Source organism: Rahnella contaminans, from assembly GCF_011065485.1.
Classification (GTDB): Bacteria; Pseudomonadota; Gammaproteobacteria; order Enterobacterales; family Enterobacteriaceae; genus Rahnella; species Rahnella contaminans.
The window spans coordinates 330,658-352,647 of record NZ_JAADJS010000001.1; the positions used below are offsets into that span (position 1 = coordinate 330,658).

Consider the following 21,990-nt stretch of genomic DNA (forward strand, 5'->3'; position numbering starts at 1 on the left):
TCTGGGGGACCCTGATGGACAAGCCACTTACAAGCAAGCATATTCTCATCGTTGAAGACGAAGCGGTTTTTCGATCTATCCTTGCTGGTTATGTAAGTTCCCTGGGTGCCACCTTTACAGAAGCGCAAAATGGGCTGGAGGCGTTGTCTCTGGTCGAAGATTATCCCCCTGATCTCATCCTCTGCGATTTAGCGATGCCCGAAATGGGTGGCATGGAGTTTGTCGAAAACTTAAGATTGCAGGGCAATAAAATCCCCGTTCTGGTGATCTCCGCGACCGATAAAATGACCGACGTGGCGTCGATGCTGCGGCTTGGCGTCGAAGATGTTCTGCTTAAACCGATTAATGATCTTCAGCGTTTACGCGAGGCGCTGCTCTCTTCTTTATATCCCAAACTGTTTTCTTCGCAGGCGATGGAGGAGAGTTCGCTGGTCCAGGACTGGGAAGCGCTGTGCCGTAATCCCAACGAGGCACAGCGTTTATTGCAGGAGCTGCAGCCACCGGTTCAGCAAACGCTGGCGCATTGCCGGATTAATTACCGGCAACTGACCACGGCGGATAAACCGGGTCTGGTGCTCGATATTGCGGCGCTGTCTTCGAAAGATTTGGGTTTTTATTGCCTGGATGTGACGCGTGCAAATGAAAATGGCGTTCTCGCGGCATTATTACTGCGCGCTATTTTCAACAGTTTGTTGCGGGAACATTTGAGTAATCAGCATCAGCGTTTACCGCAAATGTCGACGTTACTCAAACAAGTGAATCATGTATTCAAACAAGCCAATCTCGACGGACAATTTCCGTTATTGCTGGGTTATTATCACGCTGAACAAAAAAACCTCATTCTGGTGTCTGCAGGATTACACGCTAATGTAAATACCGGGACAAATATGATACAGCTGAGTAATGGCGTTCCGCTGGGCACCACCGGCGCAACGTATTCCAATCAGATCAGTCAGCGTTGTGAGGCGTGGCAGTGTCAGGTGTGGGGATCGGGTGGACGTCTGAGATTAATGCTCTCGGTTGAGTGAGCAAATTCTGACGCATTAATAACAATGTCTTCATAATATTGAGTATTTTTTCCGCAGGTTATTTTGCCTTTCTATTTTATCCCCTTCTTCTAAGACCTATCTTATGCAAAATATGCCTTTCCAGCGGCACGCGCGGCTGAAACTGGTATAATCCTGTTCGGAATTTTGGCTGTCTATTTTGCGTTGATTATAAATAACAAATAGGAATTCGCTGATGAAAGTAACAGTTTTTGGTATCGGTTACGTCGGACTTGTTCAGGCGGCGGTTCTTGCTGAAGTCGGGCATGAAGTATTGTGCATCGATGTTGATGCTAAAAAGGTAGAAAACCTGAAAAATGGGCAGATCCCAATTTTCGAACCAGGTTTAACGCCGCTGGTTCAGCAGAACTATGAAGCGGGGCGTTTGTTGTTCAGCACCAATGCGGCTGAAGGCGTGGCGCACGCAACGGTTCAGTTTATTGCTGTCGGTACACCTCCGGATGAAGATGGCTCCGCAGACTTGAAATATGTGACTGCTGTGGCGCGCACCATTGCCGAGCACATGACTGAACCTAAAGTGGTCATTGATAAGTCCACCGTTCCTGTTGGCACCGCCGATAAAGTTCGCGCCGTGATGACGGAGAAACTAAAAGAACGCGGTGTTGATATCGATTTTAACGTGGTGTCCAACCCTGAATTCCTCAAAGAAGGCGCGGCAGTGGCTGACTGTATGCGACCTGAGCGTATCGTTATTGGCACGGATAATCCGGATGCCATTGACCCTATCCGCGAGCTGTACGAGCCGTTCAACCGCAATCACGATCGTATGATCCTGATGGATATCCGCAGCGCAGAGCTGACCAAATACGCTGCAAACTGTATGCTGGCAACCAAAATCAGCTTTATGAATGAGATGTCCAATCTGGCCGAAATGTTGGGTGCAGATATCGAAAAAGTGCGTCAGGGCATTGGTTCTGATTCCCGCATTGGTTACCACTTTATTTATCCTGGCTGCGGTTACGGCGGTTCCTGTTTCCCGAAAGACGTTCAGGCGCTGATCCGTACAGCTGAACACATTGGCTACCAGCCAAAACTGCTTCAGGCCGTTGAGCAGGTCAATTATCAGCAAAAATATAAATTGCCAACGTTCATTCAGCGCCACTTTGGTGATGATCTGAAAGGCAAAACATTTGCGCTTTGGGGCCTGTCATTCAAACCAAATACCGACGACATGCGTGAAGCATCCAGCCGTGTATTAATGGAACAGCTCTGGGCTGCCGGTGCAAAAATCAAAGCGTATGACCCGGAAGCGATGAATGAAACTCAGCGTATTTACGGTCAGCGTGACGATCTGGAATTGATGGGGACAAAAGAGTCCGCATTACAAAATGCCGATGCGTTGATTATTTGTACCGAGTGGCAGAATTTCCGCGCGCCAGACTTTGATGCCATTAAAAAGGCATTGAAAGAGCCGGTCATTTTTGACGGTCGTAATTTATACGATCCGGAACGTTTGGAAAAACGTGGATTTACTTACTATGGCATTGGCCGTGGTGCATCAATCAATCCCGTTTTGTAAGGAGACTTCATGAAATATCTGGTAACCGGCGCAGCGGGCTTTATTGGGTTCTTTGTGTCACAACGTTTGCTGGCGGCAGGCCATTCAGTTGTCGGTCTTGATAATCTGAATGACTATTATGACGTCAATCTCAAACTTGCCCGGCTCGCTCAGCTTGAGAATAAAGACGGCTTTACCTTTATTAAGCTGGATTTGGCTGACCGTGAAGGTATGGCGGCATTGTTTGCAGAACAGCGTTTTGAGCGCGTTATTCATTTGGCTGCGCAGGCTGGTGTCCGATATTCCATCGAAAACCCTTTAGCGTATGCCGATTCTAACCTCATCGGTTTTGTTAACGTTCTTGAAGGTTGTCGTCATAATAACGTCGGGCATTTGTTGTATGCCTCTTCCAGCTCGGTTTATGGCCTGAACAAAAAACAGCCTTTCTCAACGGAAGATTCTGTAGATCATCCGGTTTCATTATATGCCGCGACCAAAAAAGCCAACGAATTAATGGCTCACACTTATTCACATCTTTATGGCATTCCTACGACCGGATTACGATTCTTTACCGTATACGGTCCATGGGGCCGCCCGGATATGGCATTGTTTAAATTTACCAAAGCCATGATAGCCGGGCAGAGTATTGATGTTTATAACCGCGGCGAAATGTACCGTGACTTCACTTATATCGATGATATCGCCGAATCGATTGTGCGCTTGCAGGATGTTATCCCGCAGCCTGATGCAGAGTGGACGGTAGAAGACGGTTCTCCGGCAAGCAGCTCTGCGCCATACGCTGTTTATAATATCGGTAATAACAATCCGGTTAAGCTGATGACGTATATCAGCGCGCTGGAGAAGGCTCTGGGCACGGCGGCGGATAAAAACCTGCTGCCAATGCAGCCAGGTGATGTAAAAGACACCAGCGCTGATACAGCGCCATTGTATAAGGCTATTAACTTTAAGCCTGAAACACCGGTAGAGCAGGGCGTGCAGAATTTTGTCGATTGGTATCGCGGGTTCTATCAGGTCTGAGTATGTTTTTTCACTGAAGGCTGCCCGCGGGCGGCCTTTTTTATGAATTCAGCTTATTCTGATGGTTATTTAATCATCCTAATTTACTGCTTAGCATAGTTTTAAAAGCGTGAATTGCGAATGAGAAAACGCGCGATTTTAAAAGTAAAAAAAAGCCCGTCAGTGATGACGGGCTTTTTGTATTAACATTGCTGTTAATAAGGACAATTACAGCAGGAAATCGTCCAGTGATTTACCTTGCTCTTCGATTGCTTTCTTGATTACAGCAGGAGTACGGCCCTGGCCGGTCCAGGTTTTGTTTTCGCCGTTCTCATCAACGTATTTGTATTTAGCAGGACGTGCTGCACGTTTTGCTTTACCGGTTGCTTTAGTAGCAGCCATAGTTTGCAGCAATTCGTTAGGATCAATACCGTCAGCAATCAGCATTTCGCGATATTGTTGCAGTTTACGTGTGCGCTCTTCAATCTCAGCAGCTGCCTGAGAATCTTCTTCGCGACGCTCGTTCACAACAACTTCTAATTTTTCCAGCATCTCTTCCAGAGTTTCCAGAGTGCATTCTCTTGCTTGCGCACGCAGAGTACGGATGTTGTTCAGAATCTTTAATGCTTCGCTCATTATACTAGTCTCGAATTATATTGGTGGGGGGCGTTTGGTTAATAATAGAATGCTCTTTGCTATTCTGCAATAGCCAATTTGTTTGCCTGACCTTAATTTACGCATTTAAAGCAAACAATGTTTATCGTATCAAAATATAGTTGGGGCCAGACCGGCTATTTATCTGGGGGTCATAACCCGCGTTTCAATACTTTGCCAGGGGTTATTGTTGCTTTTCATAAGGAGTTTTATAAGCATGCGATTGTTCACAAAATTAAAGGATAAGTGAAGACATTCAATGTAAAGATATGGCAAAAGAGAGCGCGAAGATCCTGCGCGGTGAATGATCAATACATTGGATCTCCATGGGATCACCCATTAATGTATAGACAATTCAATTATGCCGATCCTGTAACATATAAGGAGTACATCCGCCGGTAATGAGTAACGTTAACTAATTATCATCTAATGCTTTTATAATCTCTGTTTGTAAGTTTCTGTGTTTTTTTCAAATGCAATGTCACATCGACCGGAAGGGGAGAATCCCTTTCTACTTATTGTTATAGGCTGGCTGGCGTGTGGTACAATAGCCGCCGAAATTTTATGCCATCCAATACAATATGGGGTCACTGTTTCATGGCTCAGCTTTATTTTTATTACTCGGCAATGAATGCCGGTAAGTCTACCTCGTTGTTGCAATCTTCATATAATTATCAAGAACGTGGTATGCGTACGCTGGTACTGACTGCTGAATTAGATCATCGTTTTGGCGTCGGGAAAGTCAGCTCCCGTATCGGGCTGTCGTCCGATGCAGAGCTTTATAATAAAGACACTGAGCTCTTTAATCTGATAGCGCAGGAGAACCGCTCACAGCGTCTGAGCTGCGTTTTGATAGATGAGTGCCAGTTCCTTACCAAGTCGCAGGTATCGCAGCTCACAGACGTTGTAGATGATCTGGATGTTCCTGTGCTTTGTTATGGGCTGCGGACGGATTTCCGTGGCGAGCTTTTTGAGGGCAGTGAATATTTACTGGCCTGGGCGGACAAGCTGGTTGAGCTCAAAACGATTTGCCATTGTGGCCGTAAGGCAAACCGTAATCTGCGTTTAGATGAAAATGGCAACGCGCTTCACGATGGCGCGCAGGTTGTTATTGGCGGGGATGAAAGTTACGTTTCAGTGTGCCGTAAGCATTACAAAGAGGCGATGGCAGCTATTGACACGAAGGATGACCTAACGTCCGTCTGAGGCCATTACAGCTCGTCTGGAAAGGGTGATGTCGTCAGGATAAACCGTTTAGCCAACTTTGTTCCCTGAAATAAAAAACCCGCCTTCCGGCGGGTTTTTTGCTATCAGAATCTCAGCAGATTATTTTTTGCTGGTTTTCTTCTCAGCTTTAGGCGCTGCAACAACCACTTCTTCAGCAACTTCTTCGCTGAATTCGCGACCGTAGTAGGTATCCATCAGAATCTGTTTCAGTTCTGCAATCAGAGGGTAACGTGGGTTAGCACCGGTACACTGATCATCGAACGCATCTTCAGACAGTTTATCTACTTTAGCCAGGAAGTCTGCTTCCTGAACGCCAGCTTCACGGATAGACGTTGGGATGCCGAGTTCCGCTTTGATTTCATCCAACCAGTTCAGCAGTTTTGCAATTTTCTGTGCAGTACGGTCACCAGGAGCACCCAGACCCAGATGGTCAGCGACTTCTGCGTAACGACGACGCGCTTGCGGGCGGTCATACTGACTGAAAGCAGTCTGTTTAGTTGGGTTATCGTTGGCGTTGTAGCGAATCACGTTAGAAATCAACATGGCGTTAGCAAGGCCGTGTGGGATATGGAACTCAGAACCCAGTTTGTGGGCCATTGAGTGGCAAACCCCCAGGAAGGCGTTGGCAAACGCGATACCCGCGATAGTTGCCGCATTGTGAACACGTTCACGAGCAACCGGGTTTTTAGCACCGTCTTTGTAGCTGGCTGGCAGGTTTTCTTTCAGCAATTTCAGGGCCTGCAGAGCCTGACCGTCAGAATATTCGTTAGCCAGTACAGAAACGTAAGCTTCAAGTGCGTGAGTCACCGCATCAAGACCACCGAAGGCGCACAGTGATTTAGGCATGTTCATGACGAGGTTTGCGTCAACGATAGCCATATCAGGTGTCAGCGCATAGTCAGCCAGTGGATATTTCTGACCGGTTGCATCGTCGGTGACAACAGCGAACGGAGTCACTTCAGAACCTGTACCGGAAGTGGTGGTGACCGCAATCATTTTCGCTTTCACGCCCATTTTCGGGAATTTGTAGATACGTTTACGGATATCCATAAAGCGCAGCGCCAAATCTTCAAACTGAGTGTCCGGGTGTTCGTACAGAACCCACATGATCTTCGCGGCGTCCATTGGGGAACCGCCACCCAGAGCGATGATAACGTCTGGTTTGAAGGAATTCATTTGCTCAGCACCTTTACGAACGATGCTCAGAGTTGGATCCGCTTCAACTTCGAAGAACACTTCAGTTTCAATGCCGTGACCTTTCAGAACGCTGGTGATCTGGTCAGCATAGCCGTTGTTGAACAGGTAACGGTCAGTCACGATGAAAGCGCGTTTCGCTCCATCCGTTGCCACTTCTTCCAGCGCGATTGGCAGTGAGCCACGGCGGAAGTAGATTGATTTCGGAAGTTTATGCCACAACATGTTTTCTGCTCGCTTCGCTACAGTTTTCTTGTTGATCAAGTGTTTAGGACCGACGTTTTCAGAGATGGAGTTACCACCCCATGAACCGCAACCCAGCGTCAGAGACGGAGCAAGTTTGAAGTTATACAGGTCACCGATACCACCCTGTGAAGCCGGGGTGTTGATCAGGATACGTGCGGTTTTCATTTTGTTGCCAAAATAATTCACACGTTCTGGTTGGTTGTCCTGGTCTGTGTACAGACAAGATGTGTGGCCGATACCGCCCATTTCTACCAGTTTCTCAGCTTTGTTTACCGCATCTTCGAAATCTTTAGCACGGTACATTGCCAGGGTAGGGGACAGTTTTTCGTGTGCAAACGGTTCAGATTCGTCAACAACGCTGACTTCGCCGATTAACACTTTGGTGTTAGCAGGAACTTTGATGCCGGCCATTTCAGCAATTTTCACTGCTGGCTGACCTACGATAGCAGCGTTCAGGCCACCGTTTTTAAGGATGATATCAGAAACCGCTTTCAGCTCTTTGCCCTGCAGCATGTAGCCGCCGTGGGAAGCAAAACGTTCACGAACTGCATTATAAGCAGAATCAACGACGATAATGGACTGTTCAGAAGCACAGATTACGCCGTTATCGAAGGTTTTAGACATCAGAACAGAAGCGACAACACGTTTGATGTCGGCAGTTTCGTCAACAACAACTGGGGTGTTACCTGCACCTACACCGATCGCTGGTTTACCAGAGCTGTATGCTGCTTTAACCATGCCAGGACCACCGGTTGCCAGAATCAGGTTCAGGTCAGGGTGATGCATTAATTGGTTAGACAGTTCTACACTTGGTTCATCAATCCAGCCAATGATGTCTTTTGGTGCACCTGCAGCGATAGCGGCTTGCAGCACGATATCAGCAGCTTTGTTGGTCGCATTTTTTGCACGTGGGTGCGGGGAGAAGATGATGCCGTTACGGGTTTTCAGGCTAATAAGCGCTTTGAAAATCGCAGTAGAAGTTGGGTTGGTGGTTGGAACGATACCGCAGATCAGGCCGATTGGCTCAGCGATAGTGATGGTACCGAAAGTATCATCCTGACCCAGAATGCCACAGGTCTTTTCATCTTTGTAAGCATTGTAGATATATTCAGAGGCGAAGTGGTTTTTGATCACTTTGTCTTCGACGATACCCATTCCGGATTCTTCAACAGCCAGTTTGGCAAGGAGAATTCGAGAATCGGCAGCAGCCAGGGCGGCGGCAGCGAAAATCTTATCTACTTGTTCTTGACTGAAGTTGGCATATTCGCGCTGTGCCTTCTTGACTCGTGCTACGAGTGCGTTTAGTTCAGCGACATTTGTTACAGCCATAATGCTCTCCTGATAAAGTTAAACTCTTTTAGTAAATAATCTGCCAAAGACTAGTATAGACCTGCTATCAGTCACCGTGAGAAACTAATTAATGCTAAAGATCTCAATGTGTTGTCTTTGTCTCTTTATTTGCTCAAAGAGCTTTCAGTTGTGAAGCACCGGGTAAAGTCGATATCTTTTAAATCGCCTCTATCACTGAACGTTTTGTCTTCAAGTAACGCTGAGTGACTATGTACTGAGCTTACCTATTTGTAGGCAAGGTGAATTTGATCTGGATCACTGAATACCGATGCTGACACCATTCAGCAGTGTGTTGTTGAGAATGATTATCAAATTTACCCATGGATAATACAGTTTAGTAGCTAAAGTTATCAATAAAAAAACTCATTTTTAACAAAAGCCTTATTCACTGCCTTTATTTCTAAATCTGGTGATAAAAACTATGAAACGGCGTGGCGCCTTTACGGGGATTCCAGTACATTAGCGCCCATCAAAACCTTCTTCTGCTGGCATATTTGTGCGGAGTTCTGCGTGAGCCAATCTTTATTAGATTTTTCAGGGTATATCAAATTTTTCGTCGGCCTGTTTGCACTGGTCAACCCGGTAGGGATTTTGCCGGTTTTTATCAGCATGACCAGCTATCAGGCAGCGGCGGGGCGTAATAAGACCAACATGACAGCCAACCTGTCAGTGGCCATTATATTGTCGACGGCGCTTTTCCTTGGCGACGCGATTTTGCACCTGTTCGGGATTTCCATTGATTCGTTCCGTATTGCCGGCGGGATCCTGGTGGTGACGATAGCGATGTCGATGATCAGCGGAAAGCTGGGTGAAGATAAGCAGAACAAGCAGGAGAAATCAGAAACGGCAATCCGTGAAAATGTCGGCGTGGTTCCGCTGGCCTTGCCGCTGATGGCCGGACCGGGTGCGATAAGCTCGACGATTGTCTGGAGTTCACGGTACAACGGCTGGCAGAATCTGCTGGGGTTGACCGTTGCAATCATCTTCTTTGCATTCTGTTGCTGGCTGCTGTTCCGTGCGGCACCTTTATTAGTCCGCCTGTTAGGGCAAACCGGCATCAACGTCATTACCCGTATCATGGGCCTTTTACTGATGTCACTCGGTATTGAGTTTATCGTCACAGGTATTAAAGCTATTTTCCCCGGTTTGCTCTGATTCTTAGCCTGCAAATTCTCGCGGATACATTAACCTTATCCGTGAGAATTATTACTCCTTCTTATAATCCTGTGCATTATTATAGTGCAGCTAATGACTTAATTGAGAGCATTTGCACCCTAATGTGGCGTAAATCTACATTTCACCTTCCTTTTTAATCCAAGTCTCCATTTATTCTAATAAACTTAGCTAATTCTTCGCTAAATACCGTTATTTATTGCCCGTATTGCCGTTAATTTACCCACATCATTCTGTAAGGCTTGTGCAGGCCGTACCGAGATGTTATTAGTGTTAACACAGCAGTTAACAGCGCTTTATCCTTGAAATCATCCGATTGTTAACTGATTGTGTCAGAGCAATTCCTGAACAACCGTCTTTACAAAAAGGTGTGAGAAATACCGTATTAACTCGATATATAACAATGGGTTAAGTGCTATTTCTGATGTGAGGTCGCGGGTGTCCTTCTGGCACACTTAACGCATAAAAGAGAATTACGTAACAAATTTGCAAAATTTATTGGCGCCCGTATCAGGCTTCTGATAATTTTCAAATCGTCTTCAAAAATGGAATTTTGTTTAGAGTCATGCTCTGAGTGAGAATGAATCTTGCTAGGCGTAGAGAGATTGAAGCAATTTCATTTGTTTTGGAGAGTGTCGTGTCATCATGCGTATCACAAAATTATCCTCGCTCGCTTTCCGTGAAAAGAAAGTCAGGCATTGAGATGACGACAATTAACAACCTTGCGTTGACTCTCCCGATTCAACAAAACAAATCTTCAGTACTTCTTCTGATTAAAATGAATGACAGCGCTTAACTGCGACGGATTTTCTATCGCCTTAATTCGGGTTAGAAGAAAATAATCGGGTGAAGTACAGAAATAACAGAATGTGATTGCCTGGTGTGCGACTGAACATTGTGAAGTTACGTACGGGGTTATCAAATGGAGTGGGATCATCCTTAACGATCCCGGAAACCGCACGGCGAATACAGCCTGACGTTTCATCAAACCTGAGATGTAGCAACATGCAGTAATAGGGGACAGCCATCTGCGGGTGGTACTACATGGGGGGCCTTTCTCGAGCAATTCGTTCCTGCTTTTGAAACCCATTGACCCAGCAAGGGTTTATCTTGCACCCGGGCGTGCAAGTTCATAATAAAAATTGGAGTTAAATAAAAATGACCAACATCACAAAAAAAAATCTGCTGGCTGCATGCATCATGGCTGCGGTAGGAACAATTTCTATCAATAACGCAGTTGCGGCCAATGTGCCTGCCGGCGTAACTCTGGCGGCTAAACAAGAACTGGTGCGTAATAACGGTTCTGAAGTTCAGTCACTTGACCCGCATAAAGTTGAAGGCGTGCCGGAATCAAACGTAATCCGTGACCTGCTTGAAGGCCTGGTTAATACCGACAGCAAAGACGGCAGTGTAATCCCCGGCGTAGCAACCAGCTGGGATAACAAAGATTTTAAAGTCTGGACCTTCCATCTGCGTCCGGAAGCTAAATGGTCAAATGGCGATCCTGTCACTGCAGAAGATTTCGTTTACAGCTGGCAGCGCCTGGCTGACCCGAAAACCGCTTCTCCATATGAGAGCTATCTGCAATACGGTCACATCGAAAACATCGATGACATCATCAGCGGCAAAAAAAGCCCTGATACCTTGGGTGTGAAGGCGATTGATGACCATACCCTGCAAGTGACACTGACCGAACCTGTTCCGTATTTCGTAAAAATGCTGTCTCACACCGCGATGAAGCCGGTAAACAAAAAAGTGGTTGAGAAATTTGGCGACAAATGGACTCAGCCTGAAAACTACGTGAGCAACGGCGCGTACACCCTGAAAGCCTGGACCGTCAACGAACGTATCGTTCTGGAACGTAGCCCGACTTACTGGGACAACGCGAAAACTGTGATCAACCAGGTGACTTACCTGCCAATCTCTTCTGAAGTGACAGACGTAAACCGCTACCGCAGCGGCGAAATCGACATGACTTACAACAACATGCCGATCGAACTGTTCCAGAAACTGAAAAAAGAAATCCCGGCTGAGGTTCATGTTGACCCGTATCTGTGTACTTACTACTACGAAATCAACAACCAGAAAGCGCCATTCACCGATTCCCGCGTTCGTGAAGCTCTGAAACTGGGTCTGGATCGCGACATCATCGTGAACAAAGTGAAAGCGCAGGGCGATCTGCCAGCGTACGGCTACACACCGCCTTACACCGATGGCGCAAAACTGACGCCTCCGGCCTGGTTCAAAGAAACGCAGGAACAACGTAACGAGCAGGCGAAAAAACTGCTGGCCGAAGCAGGTTACACTTCCGCTAAGCCTCTGACGTTTGATCTGCTGTACAACACCTCTGATCTGCACAAAAAACTGGCTATCGCTGCTGCCGCTATCTGGAAGAAAAACCTGGGCGTTGACGTTAAACTGGTCAACCAGGAATGGAAAACCTTCCTCGACAGCCGCCATCAGGGCAACTTCGACGTTGCACGTGCAGGCTGGTGCTCTGATTACAACGAACCTTCTTCCTTCCTGAACACCATGTTGTCTGACAGCAGCAACAACACTGCGCACTATAAGAGCCCGGCGTTTGATAAAGACATCGCTGATACTCTGAATGTGAAAACTGACGAAGAACGCGCTGCGCTGTATCAGAAAGCGGAAGCTCAGCTGGATAAAGACTCTGCTATCGTGCCTGTTTATTACTACGTGAACGCCCGTCTGGTGAAACCTTACGTCGGTGGTTACACCGGTAAAGATCCACAAGACAACGTCTACGTGAAAGATCTGTACATCATCAAACACTAATTAAATGGTGCAGAGCAGGGCATCCCTGAGCTGCCCTGCTCGTTGTATTTTGATGAAGGTAAAGTTTTTAGCGCGAAATTTTCGTGCTGAAGCAAAGAGCCACCATGACGGTAATCACCCGATGGCCGTCGTGATCAAGCCATAAACTATCAAGCTGTAGTGACAGGCTTAGAAACAGGTACGGGCAATGTTAAAGTTTATTTTACGCCGCTGTCTGGAAGCGATTCCGACGCTATTCATTCTGATCACTATTTCGTTTTTTATGATGCGTCTCGCACCGGGCAGCCCTTTTACGGGTGAGCGTAATCTTCCGCCAGAAGTGATGGCGAACATTGAGGCGAAATACCACCTCAATGACCCGATGTATAAGCAGTATTTCCACTACTTAGAACAGCTGGCGAAAGGTGATTTCGGCCCGTCGTTCAAATACAAGGATTACACCGTTAATGATCTGGTTGCGGCCTCGTTCCCGGTTTCAGCGAAACTCGGGCTGGCGGCATTTATCATGGCGATTTTCTTTGGTGTGTCGGCGGGTGTTGTTGCTGCGCTGAATCAAAACACGAAATGGGATTATACCGTGATGGGCGTGGCGATGACCGGGGTAGTTATTCCCAGTTTCGTGGTTGCGCCGTTACTGGTGCTGATATTTGCGATTACCCTGAAATGGCTGCCGGGCGGTGGCTGGAATGGCGGCGGAGCGAAATACATGATCCTGCCGATGGTCGCACTCTCGCTGGCGTATATTGCCAGTATCGCGCGTATCACCCGCGGTTCTATGATTGAAATTCTGCACTCCAACTTCATCCGTACGGCTCGCGCCAAAGGTTTACCGCTGCGTCGCATTATTCTGCGTCACGCACTGAAGCCCGCGCTGCTGCCGGTACTGTCCTATATGGGGCCAGCTTTTGTTGGGATCATCACCGGTTCTATGGTTATCGAGAGCATTTTCGGATTGCCGGGCATCGGCCAGCTGTTTGTTAACGGAGCATTAAACCGTGACTACTCGCTGGTTCTCAGCCTGACCATTTTGGTGGGCGCATTGACCATTCTGTTCAATGCAATCGTCGACGTGCTGTACGCCGTCATCGACCCGAAAATCCGTTATTAATGCCGGAGTACGTCAATGATCTTAAGTAAAAAAAATAGCGACGTCGTCGAAAACTTCAGCGAAAAGCTGGAAGTTGAAGGCCGCAGTTTGTGGCAGGACGCGCGACGCCGGTTTATGCATAACCGCGCTGCGGTCACCAGCCTGATTGTGTTGGCCTTTATCGCACTTTTCGTTACGTTTGCGCCGATGTTGTCACAGTTTGCCTACGACGATACTGACTGGAACATGATGTCTGGCGCGCCTGATTTCGCCTCTCATCACTATTTCGGCACCGATTCTTCTGGCCGTGATTTGCTGGTGCGTGTGGCTATCGGCGGGCGCATTTCCCTGATGGTCGGTGTGGCTGCGGCCCTGGTGGCGGTGATCCTCGGTACGCTGTACGGATCTTTGTCCGGCTATCTGGGCGGTAAAATCGACTCCGCCATGATGCGCCTGCTGGAAATCCTTAACTCCTTCCCGTTCATGTTCTTCGTTATCCTGCTGGTGACGTTCTTCGGGCAGAATATCCTGTTGATCTTCGTGGCAATCGGGATGGTGTCCTGGCTGGACATGGCGCGTATTGTCCGCGGTCAGACCCTCAGCCTGAAACGCAAAGAATTCATCGAAGCTGCGCTGGTGAGTGGTGTGAACACGCGCAATATCGTTTTGCGTCACATCGTCCCTAACGTGCTGGGTGTCGTGGTGGTGTATGCGTCACTGCTGGTTCCAAGCATGATCCTGTTCGAATCCTTCCTGAGCTTCTTAGGTTTGGGGACGCAGGAGCCACTGAGCAGCTGGGGCGCGTTGCTGAGCGACGGCGCCAACTCGATGGAAGTTTCACCTTGGTTGCTGCTGTTCCCGGCAGGTTTCCTGGTTGTCACTCTGTTCTGTTTCAATTTTATCGGCGATGGCCTGCGTGATGCCCTCGACCCGAAAGATCGTTAAGGAGTGCGACCATGAGCACAATTGAACATTCCACATTTGCAGCACCTGCCGCAACTGAGGGCACAGCGTCGCCGATTCTTTTAGATGTCAAAGACCTGCGCGTGACCTTCGCGACACCGGACGGTGATGTTACCGCCGTTAACGACCTTAACTTCGATCTGCGTGCTGGTGAAACACTCGGTATTGTCGGGGAATCTGGTTCCGGTAAATCCCAGACTGCCTTCGCCCTGATGGGGCTGCTTGCCAGCAACGGCCGCATCGGCGGGACGGCGAAATTCAACGGTCGAGAGATCCTGAACCTGCCACAAAACCAGTTGAACAAGCTGCGTGCAGAACAGATTTCGATGATTTTCCAGGATCCGATGACGTCCCTCAACCCGTACATGCGCGTTGGGGAACAGCTGATGGAAGTCCTGATCCTGCATAAAAAACTTAGCAAGCGTGAAGCGTTTGAAGAGTCCGTGCGCATGCTGGACGCTGTAAAAATGCCGGAAGCCCGCAAGCGCATGAAAATGTACCCGCATGAATTCTCCGGTGGCATGCGCCAGCGCGTGATGATTGCGATGGCCTTGCTGTGTCGTCCGAAATTGCTGATTGCCGATGAGCCAACCACGGCACTGGACGTGACCGTTCAGGCGCAGATCATGACGTTACTCAATGAGCTGAAAGCTGAGTTTAATACTGCCATTATCATGATTACCCATGATCTGGGTGTGGTCGCCGGTATTTGCGACAAAGTGCTGGTGATGTACGCCGGTCGTACCATGGAATATGGCCGCGCACGCGATGTCTTCTACGAGCCTTGCCATCCGTATTCCATCGGCCTGCTCAATGCAGTTCCGCGTCTGGATGCCGAGGGGGGGGCGATGCTGACCATTCCGGGAAATCCGCCAAACCTGCTGCGTCTGCCAAAAGGCTGCCCGTTCCAGCCACGTTGCCCGCATGCCATGGATATTTGTGCCTCTGCACCGCCGCTTGAGCGTTTCGGTGATGGTCGCTTACGTGCCTGCTACAAGCCGCTGGAGGAACTGGTATGACAGACAACACAGTAATGAACAGTGCGGCTATGAATTCGTTCGCGCCCGAGAAAAAAGTTCTGCTCGAAGTGGCGGATCTTAAAGTCCATTTCGACATCAAAGACGGCAAACAATGGTTCTGGCAACCGTCCAAAACGCTGAAAGCAGTAGACGGCGTGACGCTGCGTCTTTACGAAGGCGAAACGCTGGGCGTGGTAGGCGAATCGGGTTGCGGCAAATCGACGTTTGCCCGCGCACTGATTGGCCTGGTGAAAGCTACAGACGGGCGGGTGGCATGGCTGGGCAAAGATCTGCTCAACATGTCTGACAGCGAATGGCGTCACACGCGCAGCGATATCCAGATGATTTTCCAGGATCCGCTGGCGTCCCTGAATCCGCGTATGACTATCGGCGAAATCATCGCTGAGCCGCTGAAAACCTATAACCCGAAAATGCCTCGTACCGAGGTGAAAGAAAAAGTGAAGGCGATGATGCTGAAGGTCGGGCTGTTGCCTAACCTGATCAACCGTTACCCTCACGAATTTTCGGGCGGCCAGTGCCAGCGTATCGGTATTGCCCGCGCGCTGATCCTTGAGCCAAAACTGATTATCTGTGACGAACCGGTTTCAGCGCTGGACGTTTCCATTCAGGCACAGGTCGTCAACCTGTTGCAGCAATTGCAGCGTGAAATGGGCCTGTCACTGATTTTCATCGCGCACGATCTGGCGGTGGTTAAACACATTTCTGACCGTGTTCTGGTGATGTATCTGGGCCACGCGGTTGAGCTGGGTACGTATGACGAGGTGTATAACAATCCTCAGCATCCGTATACTCGCGCGCTGATGTCTGCGGTGCCGGTTCCGGACCCGGACAAAGAGCGCAACAAAACCATTCAGCTGCTTGAAGGGGAGTTACCTTCGCCGATCAACCCGCCATCAGGTTGCGTGTTCCGTACGCGCTGCCCGATTGCCGGGCCGGAATGTGCGATAACCCGCCCGTTGCTGGAAGGCAGTTTCCGCCATGCAGTTTCCTGCCTGAAAGTTGATCCGCTCTGATTAACGTGCGGTAAACCTGAAGCATAAAAAAACCTGCCATTGGCAGGTTTTTCTTTTTCAACATTCAACTAACCCTAAATCATTCGAGCGGTATCAAGGCGGCAACTGAATAAATCCCCGGCAGCATACATAAGTATGTGACCGGGGTGAATGAAGGAAGCCAGCGCAGGGACAGCTTAAAGGGTGACGGGTGAGATTATTCTTTCCAGAGGATGTGACACAGCTTGTGATCTTTCTCGCGGCACAATAATACACGTGCGAAAATATCATTAATCGGCTGGTCTTCCGCATCGGCCAGACCGATGACGACTTCAGCGAAGAAATCCGGGTTTAAGTCGAATTCAACATGCTCAACCCAGTCTTCCGCCGGATCATATAATTCAGCGCCGCCGCGTTCTTCAAATTGCAGATTGAAGATCAGGATATCTGCAGGATCCAGGTTGTCTCCGGCCAGCTCCAGAAAGATGTCATAGGCTTGTTCAAGCGTTTCGTCTTCGGTCAGGCGATTATTCAGGTCCATATTAATTCTCGTTTACAGATGAATGTGTTCAGGCTTATGCAAGCCGGTACTGCGTGTATTACATCACGCCCGACGCGGCTTTTACAGCAGCGGACTGAAAAAGTAGAACAAACGTTCGACGATGCGATGCCAGAACGGGCGCTTAAGCCAGGCTTCAACATCCAGCAGATGAGAGCGGGCAATGTAATCTTCCTGCACACGGCCCAGGTCGTCACCGAATCCGGCGTCATCAATGACCAGTGTTATCTCAAAATTCAGCCACAGGCTGCGCATATCGAGATTCACGGTGCCGACCAGACTGAGCTGACCGTCGACCAGAATGCTTTTGGTATGCAGCAGGCCATCTTCAAACTGATAGATTTTTACGCCAGCCTCCAGCAACTCGCCAAAGAAAGCTTTGCTCGCCCAGTCCACCATCATCGAATCATTTTTCATTGGCAGAATGATACTGACATCGACTCCACGCTGTGCCGCCGTGCAGATGGCATGCAGCAGGTCATCGCTTGGCACCAGATACGGCGTGGTCATCACCAGCTGCTCGCGGGCAGAATAGGTAGCGGTCAGCAATGCCTGGTGGATCATATCTTCCGGGAAGCCCGGCCCGGAGGCGATCACCTGAATGGTATGGCCGCTTTCCTGCTCGAACGGCATCTGATTCAGGTCAGGTTCCGGCGGCAGAATACGTTTCCCGGTCTCAATTTCCCAGTCGCAGGAATACACAATACCCATTGTAGTGGCGACCGGGCCTTCCATACGCGCCATCAGGTCAACCCACTGACCCACGCCGGCATTTTGTTTAAAGAAACGCGGATCGACCATATTCATGCTGCCGGTATAAGCAACATAGTTGTCGATGAGCACGACTTTACGGTGCTGACGTAAGTCCATACGGCGCAGGAACACGCGGAAAAGGTTCACCTGCAACGCTTCCACAACTTCAATACCGGCATTGCGCATCATGGCCGGATAAGGGCTGCGGAAGAACGCCACGCTGCCTGCGGAATCCAGCATCAGACGACAGTGGATACCGCGACGGGATGCGGCCATCAGCGATTCTGCAACCTGATCTACCAGCCCGCCTGGCTGCCAGATGTAAAACACCATCTCGATATTACTGCGTGCCAGCCCGATATCGCGCATCATGGCTTTGAGCACGTCGTCACTGGTGGTCAGCAATTGCAACTGATTGCCTTTGACGCCCGCAATGCCCTGGCGGCGTTCGCAGAGCTGGAAAAGCGACGCGGCGATTTCGCTGTTTTCAGTGGCAAAAATACGTTTGCAGTCTTTGAGATCGTTCAGCCACCGCGCCGTTGAAGGCCACATGGCTTTTGCGCGCTCGGCGCGGCGTTTACCTAAATGCAGTTCACCGAATGAGAGATAGGCAATAATACCGACCAGCGGAATGATGTAAATAATCAGCAGCCACGCCATGGCGGAAGGCACCGCGCGGCGTTTCATCAAAATACGCAAGGTCACGCCGGCAATCAGTAACCAGTAACCGAAAACCAGAAGTCCGCTGATTACCGTATAAAATGTTGTCATAAAGGCGAAAAATCCTGTTCGCAAGCTGTCGAAGTGAGTGTACGGGAAAGAGGGGGACTTTTAACCAACTTTATCCCACCAATCAATCAGCTACCTCTTAAATATGTATCCGATTAATAAAAGTTTCACTGTCCTGACATCAAGGTTAGCTGATAACGCTGAATAAGGGAAAAACAAGACTTGGATCACAACGTCATCGGCCTATAATGTCCCCGCAGTTTTTTACGATGAGAAATTTTCCGGCTAAGAAACGCTTCCGTTAATAACGGTCATCACGGGACACAGGTGAATGAAACGCAGTAAAAATGAAGTCGGCCGCTGGCGCATGTTACGCCAGACTCAGCGCCGGAGAAGCCGCTGGCTGGAAGGTCAGTCGAGACGCTATCGTCACATCTACCGAATTCGTCAGATTCATCATCAGCAACATCAGCGTTTGTCATTGTATGCCGTGAACTACGAATGGAATGCGTGATTAGCGGGATTTAGGCTGAAACAGCGCGCCACATTTTTTACAAACCAGCGTGGAGTTTTTGCGCACTTTTGCGCTCATCTGTTCAGAAACGTAACCGCATTCCGGGCAGGTGACCTTCGTGGTCGTACTGGTTAGAAACTTCAATCCGTCGAAGAATGACATAGTGCTTACCTCGTGGGCAGGGGTAGTCATCCTAACACACAACGGATGAAAGCAATGTGACGGCTTTGGAGAAATGGCGCCAGAGCGTTTCTGCTACAGCGCGCGCTTTCCGTTATTCAGTCGAAAAGCTCTGAAAGAAAACTCTTCTTTTTATACGGTTTTTGTGAGGAATAATGGTCGCGATTGTCATGCCCGCTGTGATGACGGTGATCGTCGCGGCGTGCGGCTTCTGCATAGCGTGGTGCGGAAGGACGTTCCGTCTGCTGGATCACGGCGGATTTCTCGATGATTTTATCCAGCTCTCCCCGGTCAAGCCAGACGCCACGGCAATCCGGGCAATAGTCGATTTCTATACCCTGACGTTCTGACATAACCAGCTGACTTTCTTTGCATACAGGACATTGCATATCGGGCTCTCCGCGCGGTATTGATTAATAAGTGATGCAGTGAATGTTCAGGTAACCGGATATTTAGACAATCAATTGCTGTAAGCAAAAGTAAAGTTGCTTAAAACAAGGGCCGAGGCAGAGATGAAGTGCAGATAAGCAAAAGGCGGGCAGCATGAGACTGCCCGTCGGAAATCAGAATACGCGTTTGAACGGTTTCACCGTCACCGATTTATAAACACCTGCGGCGACATACGGATCAGCGTCAGCCCACACTTTGGCGGCTTCAAGCGTTTCAAATTCGACGACCAGCAGGGAACCGGTCATTCCCGCAGCGCCCGGGTCTTCGCTGTCGATGGCCGGTGTCGGGCCGCCAATCAGGACGCGGCCTTGTTCCTGCAATTTTTTCAGACGTTCGATGTGCGCCGGGCGCGCAAGTGTGCGTTTTTCCAGTGAGTCGGAAACGTCTTCAGAATAAATAACGTAAAGCATGAGTCACCTTTAATGGGTTTTTATTGAGCAATTTCAGGCCGCCATCGGCAGTCAGATCATTTTGCAGAATTAACATAGCTAAACCTGAAGCCCGGGGAAAGTGCTTTGCGTGGGATCAAAGCAAAGGTTATTTGAGAATAGTTGTCATCTCGGTGTTGAATATGATTGCTATTTACATTTAAACTTGCGGCTTCACGGGGAAAATGAATCATTATGCCGCTAAAAAAGTTTAGATTTATCCGCAAGGTTACATTGCCTGCCGTTCTTTCTGTCACTTTGCACATTGCTGTTATTGCGGGTGTTTTGTACATGGCAGTCGGTGAGTCAATCAAGTTGCCGACGCAGGAACAAAAAGTCATGAGTGTGACGATGGTCAACCCGGCTGACTTTGCGCCACCTCCGCCGCCGCCACAGCCTGAGCCAGCACCGCCGGAACCTGAGCCTGAACCGGAAGTGGTGCCAGAGCCTCCGCCGCCGCCGGAAGCGGTTGTGATCCCGGAACCGCCGAAGCCTAAACCTAAGCCGGTGAAAAAACCGGTCGTGAAGCCAAAAGTGAAACCAGTAGAACGTCCGGTGGAAAAACCAACGCAAACGGTACAAACCGCGCCCGTCACCAGCAATCAGCCGGTCACGAAGCCAGTGAGCCAGCCACCTGCGTCCACCAATGCCCAGAGCAACACCGGGCCGCGACCGCTGCAACGTGGTGAACCGATGTATCCGGCGCGTGCGCTGGCGCTGCGTATCGAAGGACGTGTCCGTGTGCAGTTTGATGTCGACGGTGATGGCCGCGTACAAAATATCCGCGTACTTTCCGCAGAGCCGCGCAACATGTTTGAGCGTGAAGTGAAACAGGCAATGGGGAAATGGCGTTACGAACCGAAGGCCGCCAGCAACTTAGTGGTTAACCTGGTGTTCAAAATCAAAGGCGGCACCACCGTCGAATAAAGCGGCATCGTGCCCCTTGCTCCATAAAAAAGGTCGCCTTCAGGGCGACCTTTGTCTTTCATACTGCCGCGTTCTGTTTAATCCTGAGAAACACCACCAGAATCAACACTGAAATTGCTGCGTCCGTCAGGCAACTGGCGCGATTTTCCAGATTCATCCACCGCAACGTACGTGAACACCGCTTCAGTGGCCCTGTAGCGCTGTCCGATAGGCTCAGAGGAGACCTTCTTCACCCACACTTCAACGTTGATGGTGATCGAGCTGTTGCCGGTACGAATACAGCGTGCATAACAACACACCACATCACCCACCGCGACCGGCTTGAGGAACGTCATGCCGTCCACACGAACGGTCACTACGCGGCCTTTAGCGATTTCCTTCGCCTGGATCGCGCCGCCCATGTCCATCTGTGACATCAGCCATCCGCCAAAGATATCGCCGTTTGCATTGGTGTCAGCAGGCATTGCCAGCGTACGCAATACCATTTCACCATTGGGTAAACTCTGTTTTTCGTTCATGTTTGATTGCTTCACAGTGATCAATGTTTTATTCAAAACAACGAAGGCCTTCAAAAGAAGGCCCGTGCAGAAGAATGCTTATTTTTTTTCATCATCCGGCATGTGCCGGTAAATATAGATGCCGCTGAGTAGCGTGAAGACCAGCGTCAGAACGGTAAGTCCGAACACTTTGAAGTTAACCCAGATATTCTGTGGCAGCCAGAAAGCCACGTAGATATTTGCCAGACCGCACAGCAGGAAGAAAATCGCCCAGCTGACATTCAGCTTATTCCAGACGTGGTCGGGAAGCGTCAGCTCTTTGCCCAACATGCGCTGAATCAGAGGCTTTTTCAGAACCAGCTGGCTTATCAGTAAAGCGCCGGAGAACAGAACGTAAATGACGGTGACTTTCCATTTAATGAATTCATCATTATGGAAGACCAGCGTCAGGGTGCCAAAAACAGCCACCATGGCGAAGGTGATTAACGTCATTTTCTCAATTTTGCGATACATCACCCAGGTGATGACTAACGCCAGCGCAGTGGCAGCGATCAACGCGCCTGATGCGACAAAAATGTCGTAAAGCTTATAAACCACAAAAAAGACAATCAGGGGAAGAAAATCGAGGAGCTGCTTCATACTTCAT

At 49.2% G+C, this 21,990-nt stretch carries 21 protein-coding genes; 12 read left to right on the forward strand and 9 right to left on the reverse strand.

Translation table 11 applies throughout. The features are described from left to right. Positions 1-14 precede the first annotated feature (14 nt). From rssB to GW579_RS01520, 3 genes are all read left to right on the forward strand, one after another. The gene (gene rssB / locus GW579_RS01510) at positions 15-1,028 is read left to right on the forward strand and encodes a two-component system response regulator RssB (protein WP_152325908.1); all 1,014 of its coding nucleotides are present in this window, start codon (positions 15-17) and stop codon (positions 1,026-1,028) included. A 214-nt stretch (positions 1,029-1,242) separates the two neighbouring features. Continuing rightward, on the forward strand, positions 1,243-2,586 hold the full coding sequence (locus tag GW579_RS01515; RefSeq protein ID WP_152325909.1) for a UDP-glucose dehydrogenase family protein: 1,344 nt from the start codon (positions 1,243-1,245) through the stop codon (positions 2,584-2,586). A 9-nt stretch (positions 2,587-2,595) separates the two neighbouring features. After that, complete coding sequence (locus tag GW579_RS01520; RefSeq protein ID WP_165057115.1) at positions 2,596-3,603, forward strand: NAD-dependent epimerase; 1,008 nt, start codon at positions 2,596-2,598, stop codon at positions 3,601-3,603. Between the two features lie 207 nt (positions 3,604-3,810). Here GW579_RS01520 and hns read toward each other — a convergent pair whose 3' ends face one another. Further along, on the reverse strand, positions 3,811-4,218 hold the full coding sequence (gene hns / locus GW579_RS01525; protein WP_013575950.1) for a histone-like nucleoid-structuring protein H-NS: 408 nt from the start codon (positions 4,216-4,218) through the stop codon (positions 3,811-3,813). Between the two features lie 615 nt (positions 4,219-4,833). Here hns and GW579_RS01530 point away from each other — a divergent pair. Beyond that, positions 4,834-5,442, forward strand: coding sequence for a thymidine kinase (locus GW579_RS01530; protein WP_165057117.1), 609 nt, complete (start codon positions 4,834-4,836; stop codon positions 5,440-5,442). A 120-nt stretch (positions 5,443-5,562) separates the two neighbouring features. On the opposite strand, the gene adhE is transcribed toward GW579_RS01530, so the two are convergent. Continuing rightward, entirely contained in the window at positions 5,563-8,232 is a 2,670-nt protein-coding gene (gene adhE / locus GW579_RS01535; protein WP_152325912.1) for a bifunctional acetaldehyde-CoA/alcohol dehydrogenase, read from the reverse strand. Between the two features lie 531 nt (positions 8,233-8,763). Here adhE and GW579_RS01540 point away from each other — a divergent pair. From GW579_RS01540 to oppF, 6 genes are all read left to right on the forward strand, one after another. Further along, positions 8,764-9,408: a YchE family NAAT transporter gene (locus GW579_RS01540; RefSeq protein WP_104921625.1), complete on the forward strand. Its 645-nt coding sequence runs from the start codon at positions 8,764-8,766 to the stop codon at positions 9,406-9,408. Positions 9,409-10,584: 1,176 nt separating this feature from the next. Next, positions 10,585-12,225 carry an oligopeptide ABC transporter substrate-binding protein OppA gene (gene oppA, locus GW579_RS01545; protein WP_152325913.1) on the forward strand — a complete coding sequence of 547 codons (1,641 nt, stop codon included), beginning with the start codon at positions 10,585-10,587 and terminating at the stop codon, positions 12,223-12,225. Between the two features lie 187 nt (positions 12,226-12,412). Continuing rightward, positions 12,413-13,333 carry an oligopeptide ABC transporter permease OppB gene (gene oppB / locus GW579_RS01550; protein WP_152325914.1) on the forward strand — a complete coding sequence of 307 codons (921 nt, stop codon included), beginning with the start codon at positions 12,413-12,415 and terminating at the stop codon, positions 13,331-13,333. Between the two features lie 15 nt (positions 13,334-13,348). Further along, a complete protein-coding gene (gene oppC, locus GW579_RS01555) occupies positions 13,349-14,257 on the forward strand; it encodes an oligopeptide ABC transporter permease OppC (RefSeq protein WP_152325915.1) in 909 nt (302 codons plus the stop codon). A gap of 11 nt (positions 14,258-14,268) precedes the next feature. Then, positions 14,269-15,294, forward strand: coding sequence for an ABC transporter ATP-binding protein (gene oppD, locus GW579_RS01560; RefSeq protein ID WP_165057118.1), 1,026 nt, complete (start codon positions 14,269-14,271; stop codon positions 15,292-15,294). Between the two features lie 29 nt (positions 15,295-15,323). After that, positions 15,324-16,328, forward strand: coding sequence for a murein tripeptide/oligopeptide ABC transporter ATP binding protein OppF (gene oppF, locus GW579_RS01565; RefSeq protein ID WP_152326347.1), 1,005 nt, complete (start codon positions 15,324-15,326; stop codon positions 16,326-16,328). A 196-nt stretch (positions 16,329-16,524) separates the two neighbouring features. Here the strand turns inward: oppF and GW579_RS01570 are convergent, their stop codons facing one another. Together GW579_RS01570 and cls are read right to left on the reverse strand one after the other, a co-directional pair. Then, positions 16,525-16,854: an HI1450 family dsDNA-mimic protein gene (locus GW579_RS01570; protein ID WP_338105837.1), complete on the reverse strand. Its 330-nt coding sequence runs from the start codon at positions 16,852-16,854 to the stop codon at positions 16,525-16,527. 75 nt (positions 16,855-16,929) lie between these two features. Beyond that, positions 16,930-18,390: a cardiolipin synthase gene (gene cls / locus GW579_RS01575; protein WP_152325917.1), complete on the reverse strand. Its 1,461-nt coding sequence runs from the start codon at positions 18,388-18,390 to the stop codon at positions 16,930-16,932. A gap of 289 nt (positions 18,391-18,679) precedes the next feature. Between cls and GW579_RS01580 the strand changes: the two genes are divergently transcribed. After that, positions 18,680-18,862: a YciY family protein gene (locus GW579_RS01580; RefSeq protein ID WP_015697085.1), complete on the forward strand. Its 183-nt coding sequence runs from the start codon at positions 18,680-18,682 to the stop codon at positions 18,860-18,862. Here the strand turns inward: GW579_RS01580 and GW579_RS01585 are convergent, their stop codons facing one another. The 3 genes from GW579_RS01585 to GW579_RS01595 form a co-directional block, all read right to left on the reverse strand. Beyond that, positions 18,863-19,024, reverse strand: coding sequence for a YnfU family zinc-binding protein (locus GW579_RS01585; protein WP_015697086.1), 162 nt, complete (start codon positions 19,022-19,024; stop codon positions 18,863-18,865). A 116-nt stretch (positions 19,025-19,140) separates the two neighbouring features. After that, a complete protein-coding gene (locus GW579_RS01590; RefSeq protein WP_152325918.1) occupies positions 19,141-19,431 on the reverse strand; it encodes a TFIIB-type zinc ribbon-containing protein in 291 nt (96 codons plus the stop codon). Positions 19,432-19,605: 174 nt separating this feature from the next. After that, entirely contained in the window at positions 19,606-19,902 is a 297-nt protein-coding gene (locus GW579_RS01595) for a YciI family protein (protein WP_104921630.1), read from the reverse strand. 213 nt (positions 19,903-20,115) lie between these two features. On the opposite strand from GW579_RS01595, the gene GW579_RS01600 reads away from it, so the two are divergent. Beyond that, complete coding sequence (locus tag GW579_RS01600; protein ID WP_165057122.1) at positions 20,116-20,847, forward strand: energy transducer TonB; 732 nt, start codon at positions 20,116-20,118, stop codon at positions 20,845-20,847. Between the two features lie 77 nt (positions 20,848-20,924). On the opposite strand, the gene yciA is transcribed toward GW579_RS01600, so the two are convergent. Further along, on the reverse strand, positions 20,925-21,365 hold the full coding sequence (gene yciA / locus GW579_RS01605) for an acyl-CoA thioester hydrolase YciA (RefSeq protein WP_104921632.1): 441 nt from the start codon (positions 21,363-21,365) through the stop codon (positions 20,925-20,927). A gap of 78 nt (positions 21,366-21,443) precedes the next feature. Next, positions 21,444-21,983, reverse strand: a complete 540-nt coding sequence (locus GW579_RS01610) for a septation protein A (protein ID WP_152325921.1) — start codon at positions 21,981-21,983, stop codon at positions 21,444-21,446. Positions 21,984-21,990 lie beyond the last annotated feature (7 nt).